Origin of the sequence: Acinetobacter sichuanensis, from assembly GCF_003024515.2 — a bacterium.
Lineage (GTDB): Bacteria > Pseudomonadota > Gammaproteobacteria > Pseudomonadales > Moraxellaceae > Acinetobacter > Acinetobacter sichuanensis.
Genome location: NZ_PYIX02000053.1, coordinates 1 through 20,966, shown reverse-complemented (window position 1 = coordinate 20,966; position 20,966 = coordinate 1). Strand labels below are relative to the sequence as shown.

The 20,966-nt window shown below is 39.6% G+C and carries 26 protein-coding genes and 2 pseudogenes; 2 read left to right on the top strand and 26 right to left on the bottom strand.

Going from position 1 to position 20,966, the window contains the following annotated elements; translation table 11 throughout:
- The 9 genes and pseudogenes from C9E89_RS19655 to C9E89_RS19615 form a co-directional block, all read right to left on the bottom strand.
- Positions 1 to 918, bottom strand: a pseudogene (locus tag C9E89_RS19655) (hypothetical protein); the annotation flags it as partial.
- A gap of 59 nt (positions 919 to 977) precedes the next feature.
- Entirely contained in the window at positions 978 to 1,583 is a 606-nt protein-coding gene (locus C9E89_RS19650) for a phage tail protein (protein WP_107009917.1), read from the bottom strand.
- Positions 1,573 to 2,160, bottom strand: a complete 588-nt coding sequence (locus tag C9E89_RS19645) for a DUF2612 domain-containing protein (protein ID WP_107009916.1) — start codon at positions 2,158 to 2,160, stop codon at positions 1,573 to 1,575. Before C9E89_RS19645 ends, C9E89_RS19650 begins: the two co-directional genes overlap by 11 nt.
- Positions 2,160 to 3,344, bottom strand: coding sequence for a baseplate J/gp47 family protein (locus tag C9E89_RS19640; protein ID WP_107009915.1), 1,185 nt, complete (start codon positions 3,342 to 3,344; stop codon positions 2,160 to 2,162). Before C9E89_RS19640 ends, C9E89_RS19645 begins: the two co-directional genes overlap by 1 nt.
- Complete coding sequence (locus C9E89_RS19635; RefSeq protein WP_107009914.1) at positions 3,341 to 3,703, bottom strand: hypothetical protein; 363 nt, start codon at positions 3,701 to 3,703, stop codon at positions 3,341 to 3,343. Before C9E89_RS19635 ends, C9E89_RS19640 begins: the two co-directional genes overlap by 4 nt.
- Before the next feature lie 40 nt (positions 3,704 to 3,743).
- Positions 3,744 to 4,454, bottom strand: a complete 711-nt coding sequence (locus tag C9E89_RS19630; protein WP_107009913.1) for a Gp138 family membrane-puncturing spike protein — start codon at positions 4,452 to 4,454, stop codon at positions 3,744 to 3,746.
- A 1-nt stretch (position 4,455) separates the two neighbouring features.
- The gene (locus C9E89_RS19625) at positions 4,456 to 5,418 is read right to left on the bottom strand and encodes a baseplate hub protein (RefSeq protein ID WP_107009912.1); all 963 of its coding nucleotides are present in this window, start codon (positions 5,416 to 5,418) and stop codon (positions 4,456 to 4,458) included.
- Positions 5,418 to 5,711: a phage baseplate plug family protein gene (locus tag C9E89_RS19620; RefSeq protein WP_107009911.1), complete on the bottom strand. Its 294-nt coding sequence runs from the start codon at positions 5,709 to 5,711 to the stop codon at positions 5,418 to 5,420. Before C9E89_RS19620 ends, C9E89_RS19625 begins: the two co-directional genes overlap by 1 nt.
- 2 nt (positions 5,712 to 5,713) lie before the next feature.
- Positions 5,714 to 6,307: a phage baseplate protein gene (locus C9E89_RS19615; RefSeq protein ID WP_107009910.1), complete on the bottom strand. Its 594-nt coding sequence runs from the start codon at positions 6,305 to 6,307 to the stop codon at positions 5,714 to 5,716.
- A 327-nt stretch (positions 6,308 to 6,634) separates the two neighbouring features.
- On the opposite strand from C9E89_RS19615, the gene C9E89_RS19610 reads away from it, so the two are divergent.
- Together C9E89_RS19610 and C9E89_RS19605 are read left to right on the top strand one after the other, a co-directional pair.
- Entirely contained in the window at positions 6,635 to 7,033 is a 399-nt protein-coding gene (locus C9E89_RS19610; protein ID WP_147305734.1) for a hypothetical protein, read from the top strand.
- Positions 7,030 to 7,389: a lysozyme inhibitor LprI family protein gene (locus C9E89_RS19605; RefSeq protein ID WP_107009908.1), complete on the top strand. Its 360-nt coding sequence runs from the start codon at positions 7,030 to 7,032 to the stop codon at positions 7,387 to 7,389. Before C9E89_RS19610 ends, C9E89_RS19605 begins: the two co-directional genes overlap by 4 nt.
- On the opposite strand, the gene C9E89_RS19600 is transcribed toward C9E89_RS19605, so the two are convergent.
- From C9E89_RS19600 to C9E89_RS19525, 17 genes and pseudogenes are all read right to left on the bottom strand, one after another.
- Positions 7,386 to 9,626 carry a phage tail tape measure protein gene (locus C9E89_RS19600; protein ID WP_107009907.1) on the bottom strand — a complete coding sequence of 747 codons (2,241 nt, stop codon included), beginning with the start codon at positions 9,624 to 9,626 and terminating at the stop codon, positions 7,386 to 7,388. The genes C9E89_RS19605 and C9E89_RS19600 overlap by 4 nt on opposite strands.
- Before the next feature lie 12 nt (positions 9,627 to 9,638).
- Positions 9,639 to 9,776, bottom strand: coding sequence for a DUF6889 family protein (locus tag C9E89_RS24170; protein WP_373431890.1), 138 nt, complete (start codon positions 9,774 to 9,776; stop codon positions 9,639 to 9,641).
- Between the two features lie 56 nt (positions 9,777 to 9,832).
- The gene (locus tag C9E89_RS19595) at positions 9,833 to 10,300 is read right to left on the bottom strand and encodes a phage tail assembly chaperone (protein ID WP_378228269.1); all 468 of its coding nucleotides are present in this window, start codon (positions 10,298 to 10,300) and stop codon (positions 9,833 to 9,835) included.
- 11 nt (positions 10,301 to 10,311) lie between these two features.
- Positions 10,312 to 10,755 carry a phage structural protein gene (locus tag C9E89_RS19590; protein ID WP_107009905.1) on the bottom strand — a complete coding sequence of 148 codons (444 nt, stop codon included), beginning with the start codon at positions 10,753 to 10,755 and terminating at the stop codon, positions 10,312 to 10,314.
- Between the two features lie 9 nt (positions 10,756 to 10,764).
- Positions 10,765 to 11,886 carry a DUF3383 family protein gene (locus C9E89_RS19585; RefSeq protein ID WP_107009904.1) on the bottom strand — a complete coding sequence of 374 codons (1,122 nt, stop codon included), beginning with the start codon at positions 11,884 to 11,886 and terminating at the stop codon, positions 10,765 to 10,767.
- A gap of 14 nt (positions 11,887 to 11,900) precedes the next feature.
- Positions 11,901 to 12,404 carry a phage neck terminator protein gene (locus tag C9E89_RS19580; protein ID WP_107009903.1) on the bottom strand — a complete coding sequence of 168 codons (504 nt, stop codon included), beginning with the start codon at positions 12,402 to 12,404 and terminating at the stop codon, positions 11,901 to 11,903.
- 3 nt (positions 12,405 to 12,407) lie between these two features.
- Entirely contained in the window at positions 12,408 to 12,779 is a 372-nt protein-coding gene (locus C9E89_RS19575) for a hypothetical protein (protein WP_107009902.1), read from the bottom strand.
- Entirely contained in the window at positions 12,772 to 13,242 is a 471-nt protein-coding gene (locus C9E89_RS19570) for a hypothetical protein (protein ID WP_107009901.1), read from the bottom strand. Before C9E89_RS19570 ends, C9E89_RS19575 begins: the two co-directional genes overlap by 8 nt.
- A 26-nt stretch (positions 13,243 to 13,268) precedes the next feature.
- On the bottom strand, positions 13,269 to 13,655 hold the full coding sequence (locus tag C9E89_RS19565; protein WP_107009900.1) for a DUF4054 domain-containing protein: 387 nt from the start codon (positions 13,653 to 13,655) through the stop codon (positions 13,269 to 13,271).
- A gap of 1 nt (position 13,656) precedes the next feature.
- Complete coding sequence (locus C9E89_RS19560) at positions 13,657 to 14,031, bottom strand: STY1053 family phage-associated protein (RefSeq protein ID WP_107009899.1); 375 nt, start codon at positions 14,029 to 14,031, stop codon at positions 13,657 to 13,659.
- Positions 14,032 to 14,040: 9 nt separating this feature from the next.
- Positions 14,041 to 15,069, bottom strand: coding sequence for a DUF2184 domain-containing protein (locus tag C9E89_RS19555; protein WP_107009898.1), 1,029 nt, complete (start codon positions 15,067 to 15,069; stop codon positions 14,041 to 14,043).
- Positions 15,070 to 15,134: 65 nt separating this feature from the next.
- Positions 15,135 to 15,611 (bottom strand): structural cement protein Gp24, encoded by a 477-nt coding sequence (locus tag C9E89_RS19550; protein WP_107009897.1) that lies wholly within the window; start codon positions 15,609 to 15,611, stop codon positions 15,135 to 15,137.
- Positions 15,612 to 15,613: 2 nt separating this feature from the next.
- On the bottom strand, positions 15,614 to 16,921 hold the full coding sequence (locus C9E89_RS19545; RefSeq protein ID WP_107009896.1) for a DUF2213 domain-containing protein: 1,308 nt from the start codon (positions 16,919 to 16,921) through the stop codon (positions 15,614 to 15,616).
- Between the two features lie 44 nt (positions 16,922 to 16,965).
- Positions 16,966 to 17,655, bottom strand: a complete 690-nt coding sequence (locus tag C9E89_RS19540) for a phage head morphogenesis protein (protein ID WP_107009895.1) — start codon at positions 17,653 to 17,655, stop codon at positions 16,966 to 16,968.
- Positions 17,627 to 19,021, bottom strand: coding sequence for a DUF1073 domain-containing protein (locus tag C9E89_RS19535; RefSeq protein ID WP_107009894.1), 1,395 nt, complete (start codon positions 19,019 to 19,021; stop codon positions 17,627 to 17,629). The genes C9E89_RS19540 and C9E89_RS19535 overlap by 29 nt, the downstream gene beginning before the upstream one ends.
- A gap of 13 nt (positions 19,022 to 19,034) precedes the next feature.
- Complete coding sequence (locus tag C9E89_RS19530; protein WP_107009893.1) at positions 19,035 to 20,693, bottom strand: terminase; 1,659 nt, start codon at positions 20,691 to 20,693, stop codon at positions 19,035 to 19,037.
- Positions 20,690 to 20,966 (bottom strand): annotated as a pseudogene (locus tag C9E89_RS19525) (DUF2280 domain-containing protein); the annotation flags it as partial. The gene C9E89_RS19530 and the pseudogene C9E89_RS19525, both read right to left, overlap by 4 nt.

The window sequence follows — 20,966 nt, the reverse complement described above, 5'->3', positions numbered from 1 at the left end:
TTTCTGATTATCGTTATTACGCTCCGTTAGTACAGTAGTTGCCGTACTAAAACGCACATATTTCCCCACCGCCGATAATGGAAAACCTGTGATTTTAGAACTCCCCTCTGTTAAACCTCTTAATGAGCTCAAAGTAATAATTTCTGGCTCTTTTTTTGTTTTTATATAAAGGCTCCCATATTTTGATTCGCTTGCGTTAAAATATAGCCCTTCCACGTCAAAGTCATTATAGATCGTCACATCTGATGCAAAGTAATAACCAACCTTTGATTCACCTTTAATCTTTAAATTATACTTTTCTGCAAATAGACCACATTTTCTTAGAGATTCAGCATCATCTGTTATTTTGTCTCCAATAGCTCCAAAAAGCTCAGGAGATACTTCATTTTGCGGTTGTAGTACCCATGCCCCTTGAATACCATTCACTCGGATGTATTCACCCGCATCATCATTATTTACTATATTTTTATCAAAGAGATAAACACCTGCTCCTATTCCAGTCTCACTATAACCAAGTGTCATTGCTGTTGAGCCATTTTTTCTTGGTTTTAGTTGTCTTAATTCTGAAATATTAAGAGCATATTGAATCGTTTCATCATTGATCTTTTCTTGATTTTCGTTAAACTCTTTCTGTGTTATATCACCATAAGCAATCAACTCAGCCAACCAGCCATTTTCCCCGGCATTGGTTGCAGCCAATTCCTCCATTAAACGCTTAAAATCATTGATCACAATAAGCTGTTTTTCATCAAAACCATTAACTGATGAGTCAATGATTGAATTTATGTTCTCTAAAATTTCTGAAGCATCTAATGTTGATAAATCTCCCATCATTGCAAGTATTTTTCTCACAATCACAAGAACATCATTTAAATTACGAGTGTTACTTAAAATATTATTCCAATTATTTACGCGCATACATCACCTTTCTTCAGGCATTAAAAAACCACCTTTCGGTGGCATTATTTTTTTAAATCTTACTTAACTTTAATAATATAAATCATGGCAATATTTCGAGGTCTAGTTTCAGTACCACCAGTACTACTCGTATTATCATCACTACCAGAACCAGAACCACCGGCTGATGAGCTACCCCCACCCACATTATCTTTAAAATATGTATGACTGTGAGACTTTAGCATATCTGCTTGTGCTGACTTTAAAGAACGCCCCACATCAACTCCACGACCATTATCTAAACCACGTACGAACTCGCCTCGTGTGTCCGGTAAAGTATATTGATTAGCTGATATTCCATATTTTTGAAATAAAATTGGATAATCTGCTTTATTGAGGGTCTGCCCTTTAATCTCTAAATACCCCTCAGGAATAGTCAAAGACAACCATAGCTTGATTGTGCCTATCTCTGATTCTTCCAATTTTTTCAAATTTTTATTTAAATCGCTAGTTGGTGAATCAATAGCATCGATCAACTCATTCACTTTTACAGTCAGCGAATTAAACAACCAGTTAAACCACTGTCGAGCCGGCATAAGTCGAGAGGGAAAACCACGATCTAGATCTAAACCATTAGTATTCTTATCCCCATTTTCCGCAAATTCAATTAATTTTTTAATAGTCATTTTCACCACCAAATAATAAACGCACACCTGCAGGTAAAGGAAACATCATACGAACAAGCTCACGCTCCCAGTCTTCATAAGTATTTAGAAAATTAAAGGTAACAGTCATGTCATTGTTATCCTTAATTGTGAACTTTTTATCAGTAATCATGCTGATAATTTCTTTGGCAGAATCAAGTGAGCAATCAGTATTGTTTAGCTTAATTTTTGCATTTATCACTTTTTTAAAAAGTACATTGTTCATCTGCATAGCACTTGAATTGCTCATACCAGATTCACGCCAAAAACCTCCCCAATCCGTTCCATCTTGCTCAGCAAACGGTAATGCACTGGGTTGATCTCGAAAACCAAAATATGCAATCGGGAAAGCATTAGGTACTGAGTTTGGCGCACCCACCCACTCAGCAAGAATTTCTAAAGGTGAATCCTTAGCGGTATTTAAATCGAAGTTAGAGTTTAAATTGCGAAGGAATAATAAAGCATCGATAAGTGGATTTACTGCAATAGAAACAACTTGTTCAAATCTGGGTTTACGATGCTGACTGGTAATTAGTGCGAGATATTTATCCGTACTCATTATGCGCCGCCTGAGATATTGATCAAAATATTATCGGTATCACAATATGCGACTTCATTAAACAGAAGCTTATAATCACCTTCAACCCCTTCATCATTCGCAATAATCATTATGGAAAGAATCTCGTAGGTCATAGAGTCTAAATTCCCGTATAAACCTGCAGGGATGTAAACCTTGTTTAAAGTAATTCTGTCACCAATATCTAACTGATTGACATAATCTGCAATGGCTTGCTTTACATCTACACCTATTTCACTCGTATATTCAGTCGAAGCCTGCATATTAATTTGAAATCCGATATCAATCACATTCGGTCGATACAATGAAATTTGCTCAGGCTCATTAAAAGTGTTTTGCACTGTGACTTGAGTGTTACCAAAGTACTTACACCCCATACTTTTTTTTGCTCGCATGATTTGGGCAATTTCAATTGCATCACCCCCCGCTACAACAATACATACACTATGTGGTGGTAATCCCAACTCATCTATTTCATCTTCATTGTTTTCATACGTCTTACAACGAGAAACACCCGACAATCCGAATAACGCGCCTTTAATTCCATCAATTTTTGACTGTGATGGTATTGCCACAGATAAAGCTTGTCGTTGACGTAGCTTTAAATCACTTTCAACGGACACGCCAAGTTGTGATGTGGTTTGATTAATTACACTCTGCCAGCCACGTGTTGGCTTTCCAACTTTATTCACATTACCAATTTGAGCAAGTACACTGCCAATTTTTTCGGAACACGCTGTAATTAGAGTTTGGCCACTTTCAGGAATTAAGACTAACTCAGGAAAAATCCACTTATTGTTATTGGTATCAATTGCGGATCCATTCTTAATTTCTGTGCCGGCGACGCCTGTAATGAGTAAGTCAACATAAGAATATGTAGCCAATGCACGCGTAATTCCGTTGATTGCCACATTACGTGATAATGCTTCTTCAGATGCTGTCTTTGGTGAGAATGTTGAATAAACATCAACACATGCAGCCCCACATTCTGCAATAGCACGGGAAATAATCCCGATCCATTGTCCATCTTGACTATCACTTTCTAGGTAAACATCATCACCATAAATTTTTCGATACTCTTCTTTAAAGTACTCAACGATTTCATAATATGTTGGTGCAATAACACCAGCTTTCGTGAGGACTGGTGCAACCGTAGTTAAAGTCATACCCTTAATTCTCCGCTGCTAAGTGCATAAGACCCATAAATCGTTTCTATAGTTGCTGTAACAGCAAGTCTTCGAGTATTTGGATCTAAATTACTGAAAAACTCATCAATACTTAAAACACCAGGTGTTTCTAAGATTCGTTGTCTTAATGTCATTTCATATAAGTTTTCAGACTGACGACCAAGAATTGCTTGCGTCCATCCCGTACCCGCAGATGTATCGGCAAACCATTCTGCAAGCCAAAGTTTTAAACGTGTCAAAACAGCTTGGCCAACCGCTTCAGGTGAGTCTTTTAAAAAATCGTGTTTACCTGACCCAAACACATAATCACCATCTGTATCTAGTTTTCTATAGCGCATAAAAAAGACGCTTTCGCGCCTCCTATATAAAAATTATGTTTTATTTGGGTGTGCCTGAATCATCGCCACCAGATTTGACACCACCATGTAAATGCTGATCAAATTCAATCCCACTAATACTCGCACCTGCAGTAAATGTTGATTTGCCCAAAACACCCAAGGTTGTTTTAAGATTTGTCGCCTTATCAACTCTTAAAGTTTCTTTCATTTCGACTGGACATTCAAAAATTGACTTAGTGCCGATAAAGTGGATCTCACCTGCAGGAGTGATTTTTATCTTGCATGAGTTTTCATCATTTCGAATTTCTAGATCTTTGGTAGAAATACCAGTGATCTTATTGGCTTGTGATTGAGGTCTAAAGAATGCGAAACCGTCTGACAAATCATGTTTACGCATGTCAAATGGATTTTGAATACCGCCTGATTGCCACCAAAGATCTATATTACGATCAGCAAACACCACAAAACACTCATCACCTTTTTTGATTGGGTGTGTAATCGTAAAGCCACCCGCACATGGGAACATCACAGGTACATCTTGCAAGACTGGCATTTGCAATAATTCGAGTTCACCCTCAATTGTGCGAATTGGAATACGTATCGTTGGTTGTACTGTCACCGTGACAGCATTTGGATCGTATGTTTCAACCTCACAAGGTAACGCGCTCCAAAATTGAGCGAGTTCAGCCTTAATTGCATCTTTAATGATCTTCAACTGATCAGGTGATCTTTCACTTAATGATATTGCCATGCTAGTCCACCGCCTTGATAGATACTCCAGATTTAGGAACCGTGGCATTTAACGCAGTACAAACGAGATTGCTATAGCATTCCGTACCGCGTGTATCCCCGACCATTTCCACCGATTGGATAATAAAAATACCATCCGTGTTGGTGGCTTTATTTGGATTTTTAAAAACCTGATCTTTTTCCTGCTGCTCATATGCAATATCATAAGATTCAGTCTGCATATTCTTCATATCAACATTAATTCGCACACCACGCTTAAGCTTTGGATTGAGTAAGCATGTCACCTCTAAGCCTTCTGTGGTTAATTGCGGCATTCCAACCATTCCAGTATCTCGATTGATGATAATTTCCGCTTTGTCTAAATGCCCAAAAATAGTATTAGCTGTAAACATTCCATCGCTAATATCAAACACGATATCATTTTCAGTGTAAAACTGTTCCATGTGATTATATAGAGAGCCAAAGAAAACACGCCCACGCGGGTATTGTTGATCACTTAATTGAGGTACTTCACCAGTGACAACATCATATTTTTCCATCTCCTTGTTCAACACTTTTCCAGCATCATCAATTGTGGTACCTGCGGGTATACTTTGATTAATTACGCCATAATTTTTAAGGTGCTCCCCCGCCTGTGCTAATACACACAACCATTTGTCTGTTGGGTTATCACGACCACGACGAAATTGAAAAACCTGTCCTTTAAATATGGTTTCAAGTGGAGAACCTTTGTAACCGAATTCCAAGGTAATGATCGTGTCTTTATTTTCACTGTCATTGCCCGCGAGTTTATTCATTGTGTCATCAGACAAGTTGTAGATATATATTTCAGCAGCTTGTGGTGTATCGCGAGTTGCTTGTCCAATTCTGAAATAGATTTTAAATTGGGATAAGTCTAATGCCTCTGGTGCACCTTTCTGCAATTGGATTGTTAGCTTAAATTGTCTCAACCATTGCTCAGCCATTATTCACTCCAATACAATTGAATTGTCTGCCCTAAATCACTAAAACGATGTGCTTCATCCTCATTGGTATTGCTCACATATAAGCCACCTTGAATGATATGTTGATGCTGTCCAAGCAGGTTATCACCAATGACCATAGGTATCGCCGCAATCAAGTATTCACCTGTTAGATCTAGAATATCGACAAACCATTTATTCACTCGATAAATGAATTGCAATGTGTATGTTGTCTTTCCAAGTGCCACATTGACTCTATGATTTGTTGAAATTAAAGGAATTTTGAAAATAGCCATTTTTATAATCCTGGTATATATGCTCCACCAACCTCACCCAATCCTGTTAACTGTGAAAGCATTGATTCACTCTGGGCAGTTTTTTGCACAGTCCCGCCATTTTGCACTTGTCCTGTAATTTCAGGCTCTGCTTGGTCTTCAATAGCTACGGTAGTTTCAGCAGTTTTAACAATAAAAACTTTCTTAAAATTTATCTCGAGAACTAAAGCATTTTCTGTTTGGAGATCCGTTGTTACGCTTATGCTCTTAATCAACATATCTGTATATAAGCGCTTACCAGTCATTACGATTAACCGTACAAAGTTTTCTTTGAGTGTGAGTAATCCCTGATAAATAGCACTCAACTCCAATGCAGGACCTGCCCAACCAATTTTCACATTGAGATCTGGAGGTTCGTTGTATGCATGATCATTCATGGGTGAGCCCTGATCTACAGGATGGCTGGTAATGATAGTTTCATCTTTATGCTTTTCTTCAATCGTTACATCAGCAGTCAACCCCATAATGGTGCGACCTTTGCCTGCCAATAATAATGATCCTGATTTTTCTAGAAGTGGCGATGAGACCGCACTAGAAAGTAAATCTGTGATTGCCATATTTTTTCCATTAAAAAACCCACTGAGTGGTGGGTTTAAGATGTGTAAAATTTAATTCAGCATATTTTTATTGAGTTTTGAGATGTAATAAGGTATTAAGAAAACACTATTTCTTAATACCACACAATGTAAATGCTACTTCCTTTACATATTCCTCCCAAACAGACTATCCAGCCGTTCAGCAGCGATTATAAAGGTATTCTTATTCTCGTATTTCCTAAATCGAAGTCTGAGTTTTTCCCTTTCGCCCTTCAAATTGCTAAATCCTCTAAATATTACTGTGAAAGCATATTATTCAAAAAGGATCATTTTTTTACTGGTTTTGAAATGGAAGCTCACCAAATTAAAACAGCTTTGGCTTTATTGAGGTATATATCTGATTGGAAAGGAGTGTATATACTATTTAATGGGATTGAAAAAAAATCTTATGATGTGCTCCAGACCTTGAGATGTGTATTAGATAGCTTGTTAGTTGATGAACCTAAAAAATACTGCTGTAGCATTTCAAATAATTTTATTAAAAATGATAACTCGTACTGGATTCACCCTTGTAGGATTGTTCTCACTCAGCAAGAATATTACAAAGTTATACCTAATTCTGAACTAACCATACAAGATCAAATATTTGCTCAAGCAATAAAATCTGGCTGTGAATGGTGCCCTCAACTTAACATTATTAATTTAAAGTCACTTGAAAATAACTTAATACTTAAGGATATCCAATGAGCAAACTACTACTTTTAATAGTTATTTCAGCTTTTAGTGGTGGAGTTTGGGCTACTGAATGTGAACTAATACAAAAAACTCCATCCGGTGTTGCCGAGTGTTATGAAAAACAATCTTTAGCGAATGTTCTACTAAAATTAAATAAATTAAAATCTATCAGTAAAGATCAAATATCATATAACCCACACGTGATTCAAGAGCTTGAGTATTCTCAAAAAACATGGCTAGCATATCGTGATAGTTACTGTACAGCATACAGTAACTATCATAATGAAATGAATAATCACTCTAATTGCATTATCTCACTCAACAATCAAAGAGCTGAACAACTCCAAAATGATATAGATGCCAATTAACCCAAAACCCCCTGTGCACTCCTCGCCATAAATACCATAGAATTTTCCTGTTGTTTTTTTACAGTATTTGCTATTTCAACAGGTGATTCAACACCACTAATAGACATATCAGTTTTATAGCTTTGATGAATAACTATGCTACGTGATTGCATATTTGAGCTATTCACTTGCGCCTTGTGCGGGTTACCTTTAGGCACTTCTGCATTCTGTGCAAACTTTGCTAATTCTCTAGAATTAGTTGGTGTTACAAGGCTTAAGTCTTTTGTCTTGTTGGCTATTTTATAATGTTTCATATAGATAGCTCTTTGCCGATCAACAAATTGTCGAGGAGTTTCAGATTCTTTCATTCCATTCTGACGCATAGCTTTTAATCCATCAGCATTAGCCCTTCCAGTTAGAGCTTTTGCAAATGTGGCAGCACCAATATTATGAGCTAAATATAGATTTTCACCGGTTATAGGTATGCCATATTTTTTTAAAACTTCAGAATTTTGTTGCGCTAACAACCCAGTCGCCAAGGTATTGACATGCTTATTTCTTCTTGGATCATTTGCTTTTCTGAAATTTGATTTATCGATCTTAGTCATTCCAATCTCTTTTCCAGCATCTGTTTTAGCTAAACCATTCCAAGTGCTTTGGATAAACTGACCAGTACCAATAGCTCCCGTAGGTGACATTTTGCCTGTCCAACCTGCTTCCATCTTTACAAACCCACGCAACACCTGCTCATCAATACCATATTTTACTGAAGCTTCTTTTATATATTGATCTACATCTTTACCAAAGCTAAAAGCGTATTTCGTATCGCTTCCTACAGTCTTTTTAACTTCACTCTGCACCACCTTCGCAGTCCCCACTAAAACATCAACACCTTTTTTAGTGATATCACTCAATGTTGTAGCAGGCTTACCTTCATTTGCTTTTACAGCATTTTGAGCTTCTTCATTCCCAAAGAAAGCCGAAACTTTTGCAGTACCTTCACCAACTTTATCTAAGATCTTTTTACCTGTATCAGTTTCTGCAATTTTATCGTTGAGAGCATCAGCACCTTTTTGAGCAAGATTTTTAGCTTCATCTGCTGCAATCTCAGCAACCTCTTTAACAGCTTCGACTGGATCAGAAATAACTTTTTGAACAAAATTAATAACTTTATCTTTAATTTCATCTAACATTTTCAAAAAGTCTTTAATTTTATTGATAATCGTATCAATACCATTTGTCCATTTAGACCAATCAAATAAAGACTTCCCACCATCACGCCAAGTTTTATAGTCGTCGTAAAGCAAAGCCAAGGCAGATGCTAAAGCCAAAATAATACCGATTGGCGATGCTAAGAACGCGAGACGCATCATTTTTAGCAAACCAATAAATATTTTGAGTAGAGGTATGATCTTTAACAACACGCCAAAAGTTTTAAAAAATGCTCCAAAAATAATTGCAAGCATGCCAAAGCGCAGTGCAACAGCTAAACCCTCTTTGATCTGCGGATTGAGTTGAGAGAATGCGTGTATACCAGCTTGAATCAATTGATTTAGTAACCTCAAGACAGGAATTAATGCTTTACCTGCTTGCATCACGATGACTTGAAATCCAGTCTTAGTCATCATGGTTAGATCGCGATATTCCGTCATAAACTCATTGCCAGATTTAGCGAGTTCGTCACTCATACCGAGTTCTTTTTGAATCTTTTGGTATTTCTCCATGTTGGCCATAAACTTTCCATCACGCATGGCTAACAATGTATTTTGATCAATACCTAGCGAACTTGCATAGGCATTGGCTTGATATGCCGGCATTTTAGCCAGCACACCACTAAGATCTTTCATCATTTCAACACGGTCGCGCATTTCACCATTTGCATCACGTGTATCCACACCGAGACTTTTAATCTGACTTTCATAACCTGGAGAGTTACGCATCTTTTCAGCAAGAGATTCAAGGGTACCTACCGCTTCCTCAGCACTGCCGCCCAATTGAGTAATAGCATTACCATATGCATTAATATTACTAACACTTGCACCGATACGTTGAGATGAAAAATAAAGTTTATCCAACTCGCTTGCTGTTTGGCGAACCGCAATAACTGCACCAGTCGCCAAAGCCATCAATGCACCTTTTAGTGCGGTAGCTTTGAGTTCTACACCTTCCATGGCACCTTGCATTTTTTCTAAACCCGAATTATCGGTTTTAAAACCTAATGCAACCATGAAGTCACGAATTACACCTGCTTGTGCCATGAAATATTTTTCCTATTTATTTTTACTCTCTCTTTCCCTTGCCTCCTCGATGAGCTGCTCATTGTCAGCAACTACATCAAGGGCATCATTCATTAAGGCAAGATCAGCAAGATCTAAAGTTTTATTAATTAACGATTCGTACTTACACATGCCTTTGATGACTGGTCGTAATAGCCAGTCTTCTTGACCTGGTAATGATTTAAAACTTATTCCTCGATCTGCTTCTTCATATTCTGTGCCTTCGTAAGCAGATCTTGAATAAAATTTCCTAGATTCTTCCGAATTACAGCAATCACAAGTGGGAGAATCTGCATCATATCCAAATCATCAAACATGATGGATTGTCCACGACACATAACCGCACCATTGCGAAGTACAACACTTAAAGTCTTGTGAATCACAAAGTTGGTGTCCTCTTCGGACATTTCAGCTAATGCATCCATTAACGGTGATAGCGCATCAGAAAGCCCATCTAGTTCTTTCAAATCGATATCATCAAGATCGATATCTTCTTCACCTTTAATTGATTCCAAAACTTTAGATAAACCACCTTTTGCAACCTCGCTGATAATCGGAATAAGCTTAGGAATGATCGGTGCAATCTTTCGAGATACATGAAACTGATCGAGTGCATTTAAGCGCCCGATGGTGTAATTCTGATTACTGATTGTTATTTCCATAGCCTTTACTCATACGTTCCGAGTTTCATATCAACTTTGATCGAATCAAAGACCCACTCAACTACTGATCCATCTTTCGCATTCACATAATCAGGAACTTTTTTGAACGCGCATTTTGATGCGGTGTGGTTATCACCTGAGCCTGTGTGATTCAGCGTGATTGTATTTTTCCCCCACTTCTTAGATGATGTTTTTTGAATATTGTATAAATTCATCAACTTGGCATTTGTTGGAGAAGTTTTTAAAAAACGAATGGTGATCTGGCCAGAATTATCTGCATGTAATGAGTGCATCCCCTCACCATCTGCCCCCATCGTCATCGTGTTCTTATCACCAGCCATTGCAAATGTAATACCCTCATCCGCAACAGCAGCACCATAACCAAGATCCACAACACCATCATCACTCGTTAAAGAGCATTGAGTGTCCATAAAGCTGTACGTTGACATATTTTCTCCTTAACGATTAACCGAAACAATTACATCAGCGAAATGTGTTGCACCTGCTGTTTTTGCTGCAATTTGAAATACTGGTGCTTTACGTGCTTCACGTTCCGATTGAGCTTGATCATCTAAGTTATTGGCATAAACATAAAAACCCTTAGGTAAATAATCACCACGAACCAGTGTGCCAAAGTCATCACCATTCCAAACACCTTCAGCGAGTAAACCATTGGTAACACCTTGTTCACATGCGCGTTCTAAAACACCACATTGTGTATTTACACCTGCGGGGGTTTGAGGAATTTTAGTAGTTGATGTGTAGTAAAGATTCCAGAGCGCCGTCTCTAAATGGTTTTGCAACCAATCTAAGCCATGCCCTTCATCAATGAATGTACCATCACAATTAACACCTTCTTGGAAAATCGAGGTGCCATTATTGTACTTAGCAAAGACATTGCAGTTATTGGCTGCCAACGCGCTACCTTGGGATACTTTTAGATCTTCAGGGGTAACACCAGGTAATCGCTTAAACTTAAGTGTAATTGTTGTTTTAGATCCATAAAAATTAACACTGAATGCTCGTCCAAATACCGATGCCGCTGCAAATTCAGTAGTACTTGAATAAATGCAAAAAGCTCGACCGTAACCCGCTTCTTTGAGTTTGTAAGCAATATTAGTAGTATTAATACTAGACATTGCATTCACATCATCTGTTGTATGCCCAAAACGACGTACGGGTGTGGCAGCTTGAATTAATGCAGCTACAGATAAGACCTCTGCTTCTGTCAACTCCTCAGCAATGACCAATCCATACCACTTTAAAGAATCTAAGCAATCAGCAATTGCATCTGCGAGCTTTTCAGATGTTGATGCTGTTTTGTCCCAGTACCCTACATATAAAGTACGTGGACGTGGTGATTGCCCAAAATATAAAAGTGCTGCTTTATATTCATTTGAGTCAACCCCAAAATCTTCCGCAACCTCATCAATCACAGAATATTCGCGAATACGTTCAGTTGTATCAATTACCCCACTTGTTGTGCCAAGAATAAGTAAAGATCCAAACGAACGCGGTCCTGCGGCTAATGCAGCAATTGAAATGCTAACATTCACCACATTTGAAACTGGAAGTACCATTGATCACTCCTAATCTATAACGATATCGCCCAAGTTTTTAGCGTTTTTCGACTAAAACGAGCTATCGCGTCATAGCGATGAACATATTGATTATTTAGAAAATCGGGAGCCGAGATTACTTGGCCACACTCGATAAATTTGATTTTGTGCTCGCGGAGCTGAGCAATATTTTGCGGAATAGCCAAACCATCTCTGAAAAGACTGGCTACCTGTTGCCCATGTGGACCATAGAAAGATAAGAACAATTCAATGGATTCATGTCGTATAGAATCCATGCTCTCTAAACCTTTCTTAAAGTATGGACCATCATCTGGTGTGATTGATTTCACAGCAAATGCGCACCAATCTTGATCAATATTTGGCATAGGTGGTGGTTCTGTTTGCCAACGCGGACGTACAAAAGCCCCTTGCAAGGATGTTATCCCTACAATAAATGCTTGAAATATGTCTTCGAGTTCTTGGTCGTAGGCAATAGATCCGCTAGGTGAGATATACCCACCTGTAGCAGAGTCAGCCATAATTTATCCTGATAAAGGTTTTAACTCGCAAATAGCTTTCACAAAGCCATTACCATAATGCTGATTATTTAAAACTTGCGAAACAATGTAGGTTTTACCCTTCCAAATAATCTCGTCAGCTTTAGAACTCGCGTCACCTGAAGTTAAAGCAAATTGTGTATGAATATTGATAGCACCTTTAATTAAGGTACCATCTTCACGGCGATCCATATTCAAACCACTGTTGGTTGTAACAACACCTGAAAATGGAGTGCTAAGTAATGTGGATTGTGGGCGACCATTGTCCCCCATAATCACAGTTTGTCGATTGCATACCAAATCGCTAGTCATAAAATCAGGATCAAGAAGAACATCTGAAACATCCAAACTAGGCACGCTTGATCTCCTTATCACCTTTCTTAATGATGTATGTATGCGAGTTTCGATACTGAGCTGTATCAATTAATGGTTTTTCAGACTTACGACCACGGCGTTTGCGCTCTTTGATTGTAAGCGGTGCCAATGGTGTGAAGTCACCACTATTAATCACACGTTTAACACTCATCGTTGCTTTCATGCCCGCGGATTCTAAATACAGATACATACGCTTAGAATTACCTGATAATGCAGCATCGACAGCCTTAGTTAACCTTTCCGCCACATCCTCTTGTACCTCTTCAACCCCAAGAGCTAGATGTGGGCGCGCAGGTAGATTCATAGCTGGAGATCCAGTCTCTAAAAGATAACCAATTGCCGCATTAGATAATCCATCCGCATTAGACCTAATCTCACCCTCAGGCACACCCACCAGAACTTCAACTTGAGATAATTCAGAAATAGCTTGCATGATATCTAACATGCCATTGCCTGTAGTTATAACATCACTCACAACTGAATACCTCCCGCACCAATCATCATCATGAGTTGATAGAACTGCAAACCAAATGTAGTCTGATTCCAATGCCCTGCATCAGTATTTAAAATCCCTGACACATCCATAGACTTTGAAACACCATCAACTGACTTTGAGGTTTCATTGCCTACTACTTTTCCTGCATCACCCCCAATGGCTGCGAAAGCCATTGAACGTTTATACAGTGTTAAATAATGAGCAACAAAAAAGGTTAAACCCTCATCAAGCAAGTCATCCCAACGGCGCTCGTTTAAAAGCTTTAACCCAAGTTTTAAATAGAAATTAAACTGAAATTGCGGATAAACCGTAGTATCAGCAAACATCGGCATAGTTTCCCGAAAAGATGATTCACTGATCATATTATTTAACCTTCGCGTCAGGGGCGGTGGATTGTTGAGCCTTGGTTAATTGCACTTTTAAATCAGCAATCTCTTTATCCTTCGCTTTACCTGCTTTTTCGAGCTCTGCGATCTTCGCGTCAGCGGCGGTGGATTGCGCTGTTAAAGACTTGATGGCAGCATTAGCAGTATCAAGTTCGACTTGTAAAGCATGTGAACTCGCATCACTTGTTGTAATTTCTTGCGAGTGCGCTTTAACAAACCAATGTTCAGCAATTTCTTGTTCAACTTCCTGAATACCCGCTTCAAGCACAACAGTCTTCACCTCTCCTTGGTCATCACGACCAAGGTTCACTGTGAGCTGCTTAGTTAATAAAATTTGTACTAACTTAGACATAACAGTTCCTTATAGACCATCAGCATAATAAGCAGTTTCAGGATAAACCCACTCAACTGCACCTAAGCGACCAAAGTAAGTGGTCAATTGACGTAAATCACGGTATTCAATTGGCGTGCGTTGTAAAGGCACCATTGGGAAACGAACGCGATTTTCAGATTGTGTATAAGTCATCATTCGATCTGTTTGACCCACACCACGCTTAACACACCATTTTGATGGCTGAATATCAAGTTCACGACCATTTACAGAGTTTGCCAAGCTATTCGCTTTCAAAAATTCGAGAATTGAGATATTGCCTGCTTCACTCACGACACGTGATGTTAAAAGACTAAATTGATTTGGTGGTAACAGTAGCTTATCAGGACAAACAGCAAAACCTGAGGCTAACCAAGCGTTATTTAAGATGAGATTTACATCATCTAAAATTTCTTGTGGTGTCGCGAGTTTCCAGTTTTTATTGACGTTGGTTGCACCCACTTTTGATGAGTTTAATAGACCTTCAACACCAATAATGTCATCACCAATATAAACTTGCTCATCCACATCCATTTGATGCTTAAGCAGCAATCCTGAATGCTTTTGAGAATCTACAGGTCGCCCTACGGCTTTAGCTGACTCAAGCTCTGGAATAGTCCAACCAATTTGAGTTGCCCAAAGTGTTAATGGTTGTGCTGTTTTACCAATATCGAGTGCAATACTTGCAATCGCATCTGTATTTTTACCCACCCATGCTTTACCACTTGGTGATGGTCCACCTGCCGCTGCAAATGTTGAGTTCGTAAATGATGATGTCTCGTCAGCGATTGATACATCTGAACGTAAATCAATGTCACGCCCCCATGTCACACTGACCAGTGGGTCATGCATAGTTTGATCAAGACGTTCGAGTTCATCCAACAAGAACGCACCAGTACTATCAATTGTACGAGCATCAAAAGTACGCATTCCCATACCATTGTCACGTGTACGTGCACGGATAGGATTACCCATTGCTAATGCTTGTGACATGGTGGTGGCTAAGAGTAATTTACTCATATTTTTTATTTTCTCCAGACACAAAAATAGACGCACATAGCGCCTTGTTTTATGCCAATTAAACTTTAGATATTAAATGAGATTTCTACGTTGCCCTGCGCATCCGCATCATGCATAAACATGGCATTTTTTAATTCAATTGTATTGGCAGCATCGGCAATCGCCTCAATACCCCCAATCGGCTTGAGATCAGTACCCGCAGCAACTCGAACAAACACAGAACCTGCTTTTTTGGCAGTACCCGCATTACAACGCACAGTCATATAACCACGGCGTAATACGTCATGCATGATGCCTGATTGTGGTACAGCAGCACCTAAACCATTCAGCGCAGATTGTGTAGGGTATGAGCGAACAATCAAGCCATAAACAGCAGTGTCAGCAGCACTTAAAGGTACAAAACCATTCACTGTTAATTTACCAAACACACCAAACGCGCCGAAATTACCGACCGCAAGATGTGCTTCAATCGTTGAATGTGATTTACGGCTCACATCACCTGGAATGCCAGATGGCATACGATATAAAAATGCATTACTCATGCTTATTTTCCTTTATTCCAAAATTCACGATTACGCGCGTTAATGTCTGCCGGTGATGCAGGTGCACGACCAAAATCACGTGTTGAGATACCTGAACGCACACCTGCAGCATTATTTTGCTGTTTGATCAATTCAGATGCACCGATGAATGCCGCATCAATTGTAGCCACAGGCATAGTGTCAAAATCTGTATGACCACCAATAAAAGGTGAAATGGCTTTTTGACCATCCGTTGTGGCAAACGCTTGTTTTAATGCAGCGCGTTTCGCACCTAAAACAGCCTTGCCATTTTTAGCACTGTCCATCGTTGGTAGCTTTATACCCGGTGCAAGAATTTCCGCACGAGATAGAATAACCTTAAGGGAATCACCTGTATGGTTTTGCACACCATTTTCAGACAATTTTGTAGCTGCTTCAGCTTCCAAAACATCATCTTCAGTTTTAGTTTCATCGTCAGAATCGGTAGTTTCTTCCCCATCTTCATCTTCGGTTTCATCGTCAGAATCTTTAGTTTTTTTCTTTTCCAAAGCACCAAGGCGAGAATCAACCGTACGCATGAATTTCAACATTTGACGCTGAAATGCCGCATCACCAGTTTGAGTGCCTGAATCTTCATTATCATCTTCATCCTCCGTTTCCTCTTCTGAGTCTTCAGTATTTTTAGCTTCTTCCAAAGCCTCATCGATTGTACGTTTCGCTTTGCGTAAGCGATCCAACCAGCCTTTATTTGGTTTAGGCATAAAACTATCTCCAATTGAACAACGTGATCCACAACGCCCTTTATCAACGAGAGCAATGTGATTACCAAAAATATTTGTTTGAATCCCTTTACCTACGCTGATTTCAGTATAGTCAGCATCATAGCCAAGAGATATTTCCACCTTTCCACCCATTACAGCGTCAATCGTATCCTTGTCTGTAATAAGAAGATCTGCAATTAAATAATCAGACTCAATCCCTTCACCACGGCGAAGGTTATGAGCTGTACCATTGGATAACTCTTTATGATTCTGTGGACTAACCCAATCATCTGGATGATCATCTGTAATAGGTTTACCTTCTAAACTCGCGATCGTCTGAGGATTAAATAAAGCCTCTTCATCGCGTTCGATAATGATTAAGCCTTTATTATCAGCAGTAACTGGCACCTCACCATCGCCATACATCAGCTTACCAATGCGTGCGATAGGTACATCACGGCAAAGCAAATAACCCTCAGGAGTTGTTTCGCGAGTTCGACCAATCAATCCAGTGGTATAGAAATTTGAACGATCTACTGTTGCCTTGGTTTTAGGTTTCTTTTTAAACATGGTTTTACCTTTGCAATAGGCAATAAAAAACCACCTCTCGGTGGCTAAAAATCATCTGGTATTACAGGTTCACAATAACATCGGCAATTAGGTAGACATCCTGCATGTCCTGTCATTCGATCTAAAGTAGGTGGCTCATCCCATTTCACAAATTTACCATTCATTGCCTCGTGGCTTGGTCTGACATCTAGATCATCACTGGTACGCCATATATAACCATCGGAACCCAAATTAAGTGCACGCGCTTGGGTAAACACGCTCGTGGCTCGACTAACCTCAGTGCGTGCAATTGTGTTTGCACGTGCCTTAGTTACATGACCTGTTGCTAAAATCAAACTTGCAATCTCACTTGCACGTCCACCCTCAATCAACGAGCGAGTTGAAAGATCATGAACTCGCTGAGCAGCATTTAGTGGTAGGGATTTGATCAGCTTCACCTGCTCATCAAGCAACTGCTGGTATACAGCACCAATGTCGGTATTGCGAATCTGATCACGTACACCACGTGATAAGTCTTGAGCATAGATCAACCAAGTCTTTTCATCACGCAAAGCTACATCTGTCATAATCTTGCCTGCTGCATTCTGTGCCCAGTGGTGCAGCGTGTTCGAATATTCATTTAATGATGCTGTGATAAGCGGATATGAACGCGGATCGTTTACATCAAAGCCTTTTACAATCGTATCAACATAATGTGCGATCTTTCTAAGCTGCTGACTGTATCGAATCTCCATTCTTCTCGCTAATTTCGGATTCATTCGATTCATATTCACTCCATGGCGATGGTGGATCGTCATCAGCCTGTTCAATTTCCTCATCTGTAATATGTGAGAAAATTCCAGTCACTTCACTTGATTGGCGCAATTCCTTAAGTGCAGTCTTACGGCTAATTAATCCTGCTTCTTCCACTTTCGTAACAGCATCAGCAGTCGTGTTTGCAACTTCAGCTTTAGTCTTGTCATCCATCTGCCACAATGAAGCAAAATCAAACTTAAATGATGTTGGTAATGGTTTCCCTAATGCAGATTGCGAAACCACTTCAAGCAAACGATGTAATGGGGAGCGCATACGCCCCTCTTGCTGCTGATTAATATTGTCGTAATAGTTTGCAAGATCAGATTCACCAGTTGCATTTAAACCTGCAGGTGATTGACCAAACAATCGAACAAGTGGAATACCTAAAGCACCTGAAAGCTGTTGACCCAGTTGAAGTAACACACTATCTAGACCAGTAAAACTATATTGATGTGTCTCAAAAGTATCTTTAGCATCCATGAGGGTCATACCTTCATTAGATTGCCACATACGAATCTGTTGTATCTGCTTTACCAATGCATCATAAGCACGTCCACCAGTTGCAATTAACTCGCGTAATTTTTCTACTTTATATGTACGTAAATGTGCTTTATATACGAGTTGTCCCGCCCCAAGTGTTGCACTGTCAAATAATGTTAAACGATCCTCTAAACGCTCAATAACTGATTGCCCCCAAAGATTTTCAGCAATGGCTTGCCAGTATGGGAGCTTCACACCATCAAAACGCAAAATACGAGAATAATGGATACGTTGATTAACTAAACCAACGGAATCTGTAATCACATCATAAAACTTAGGCATTCCATAATCAGGACCATACTCAGTGACTAGATCCTGTAAGTCTGGTAATACCATCCAGCGATCTAAAACCAGAAGACCTCTAAACTGTCCTTTTGCTATCGTTTTAGTATTGAGCGGTGTGGAAATATTCTGACCATCGATCATCATCACGGCGACAGCACCACCATATAAACGCGACCATTTGATTGTTTCGTTTAATTTATCCCATACTTGCAAATCGTCTAGTACCTGATTTAACTGTTCCGTTTCTTCAGGACCACTCAAACCCTGCATATTAATGCCTTCTCGGGTCATATCATCCGCAACAACATCAACCGCTTGCCCAACAACCCAACTCGAACGATACATTGATTCAAGCAAAGTTCTATTACGACTTAAAAAGTTGAAACCATACGTTGACTGATCATGTTGACTTCCTGCCCCCAAGCCAACTCGGGCTGCGAAGTTTTGAAAACTGTCCGCAGTAAATTTTAATAATCCCATAGAATTTTCCGAATTAAAGCTTGCTCCAAATATCCAAACTTGAAACTTGCGGGTTAAAGCAAATCATCACGCTATCTGCGCGGTTAGGTGATGCTGTACCATCAGGCTGCTTATTAACTAAGATTTTGCCTGTGCCGTTTTTGGTATAAGTTGGTTGAGACAACTCGGTTGTAAGCAACGCGAGTTCTCTATCATTCAGCGCGTTACTGTCGAGCGAGATCAACATATCTGGATCATATTCACGCCCATCAATAGCTCTAAATGTTTCCTGAAAGCGTATTCGCAACCACCACCAAGACTGAGCTTTAAGATTTGCAAAGAAATCTTGGTTCTTTCGACCTTCCACCATCTCATCATCGGGTTCATACACCGAGCCAGAACCTCGGAAAGAATCAACATTTACTTCAGGCAATCCTTTTTCACGTTGCAGTTCATTAATAACTCGCGCATCGCCTCGGCATCCAGCTCCTAAGCCGTCTGCATCATAGAAAAGCGTATCTATTGATTGATCTATAGATAGATCCATTGCCTTTTGCGTAGTACCAAATATGTCATCGCCTTTACCTGACCAGGTATCTAAATAATTTAGTACGATGCCATGCCGAGCTGCATATGAGTTTTTATCCTTACCCTCATCTGCCACATCTAGACCTGCAATGCGAGTTCCTGTTGGCTCAATGTTTAATTTGATATGAGCATCTACAGCAGCTTGAATCCATGTGCTTGGAATCAACACGCCTTCTACAGATGCAGCATAGTTAATATCAACTTCTTGCGCTAAAACCACATCATCTAATGTGGCTAATTGCTTTTCATACCACGGATGAATAACCTCCCCACTATATTCCACAGTCCAATTTTTATCTGGATTAGCTCGCCAAGGCATTGTGAATACGGAATAACGACCACTAAAACGATCTTGGTGAAAACGATCACCAATACCATTGGGTGTAGATCCTTTAATGTGTACGTTCGTGTTCTGTGATATTGCTGCATCTACTGCTTCTTGACGTTCTACGAATGCCCATTCATCAAGGAAGTACATTGTGGTACGCCCACCACGACCAATGTTATCGCCAGCCTCACCTGTGATGGTTGCACCATTGTCTGGGTTAATGATTCGCATATAGTTGTCATGAACTTTTTCGACAAAATTTTTAGGCTTCATCCAATCTGGCATTTTTGAGAACATGTCACGGAACTTATGAAATAGAGTTTTAGGATCCCCCTTTTTATCCACGAGTTCTTCTTTACGACTCCCCACGCCACCTGCAAAACCTTCGACAAACAACCAACGATGTAGAAAAAAACCTAAAACAACGTAAGACATTCCCTCATCACGGCTTTTTTCAATTAAGCCATGTGTCTGCGTGTTCTCACGCTCCAACAACCAATCGACTAACTCGACTTGCTTAGGGCGTAGTACAAATGGAATATTTGCAGGTAAACCAAATGCCATACCACGTGGATCGTATGTCCAGATCCACTGATTAAACCAATGCACAGGATCATTCTTGCATTTATACACCTCTGCCTCTTGGCTCAACTCGCATTGTTCAATTAAAGCCTTGTAGTAATAGCGCCGTGTCATTTCAGCTACAACTTCAGGCAAACGCGTGTTCATCGTCCAATCTTTAATGAGTGGTGCGATTTCTTCTAATGCATAAGTCATAACTTACCTGTAATCGCTAAACGTGAAAGCTCTTGTGGTGTCATGTTGGCGAGTTCATCTGGTGTGTATTTTGGTAGAGATTGTTTTTGTTCAGTCTCGGTTTTTATTGCACCACCATTTGCGCCAGTATGTTCCTGCCGTGTAACTCGCCCATCTGTTTCTTGAAAAGCTTGTTTTAGTAGATTCTGCTTAAGTCGCTTATTCCTACCAGAGTCGTCATACATCCCTTGAAGTTCTTTAAGTCGGAATGCTTTATTCGCAATCGCAATATCT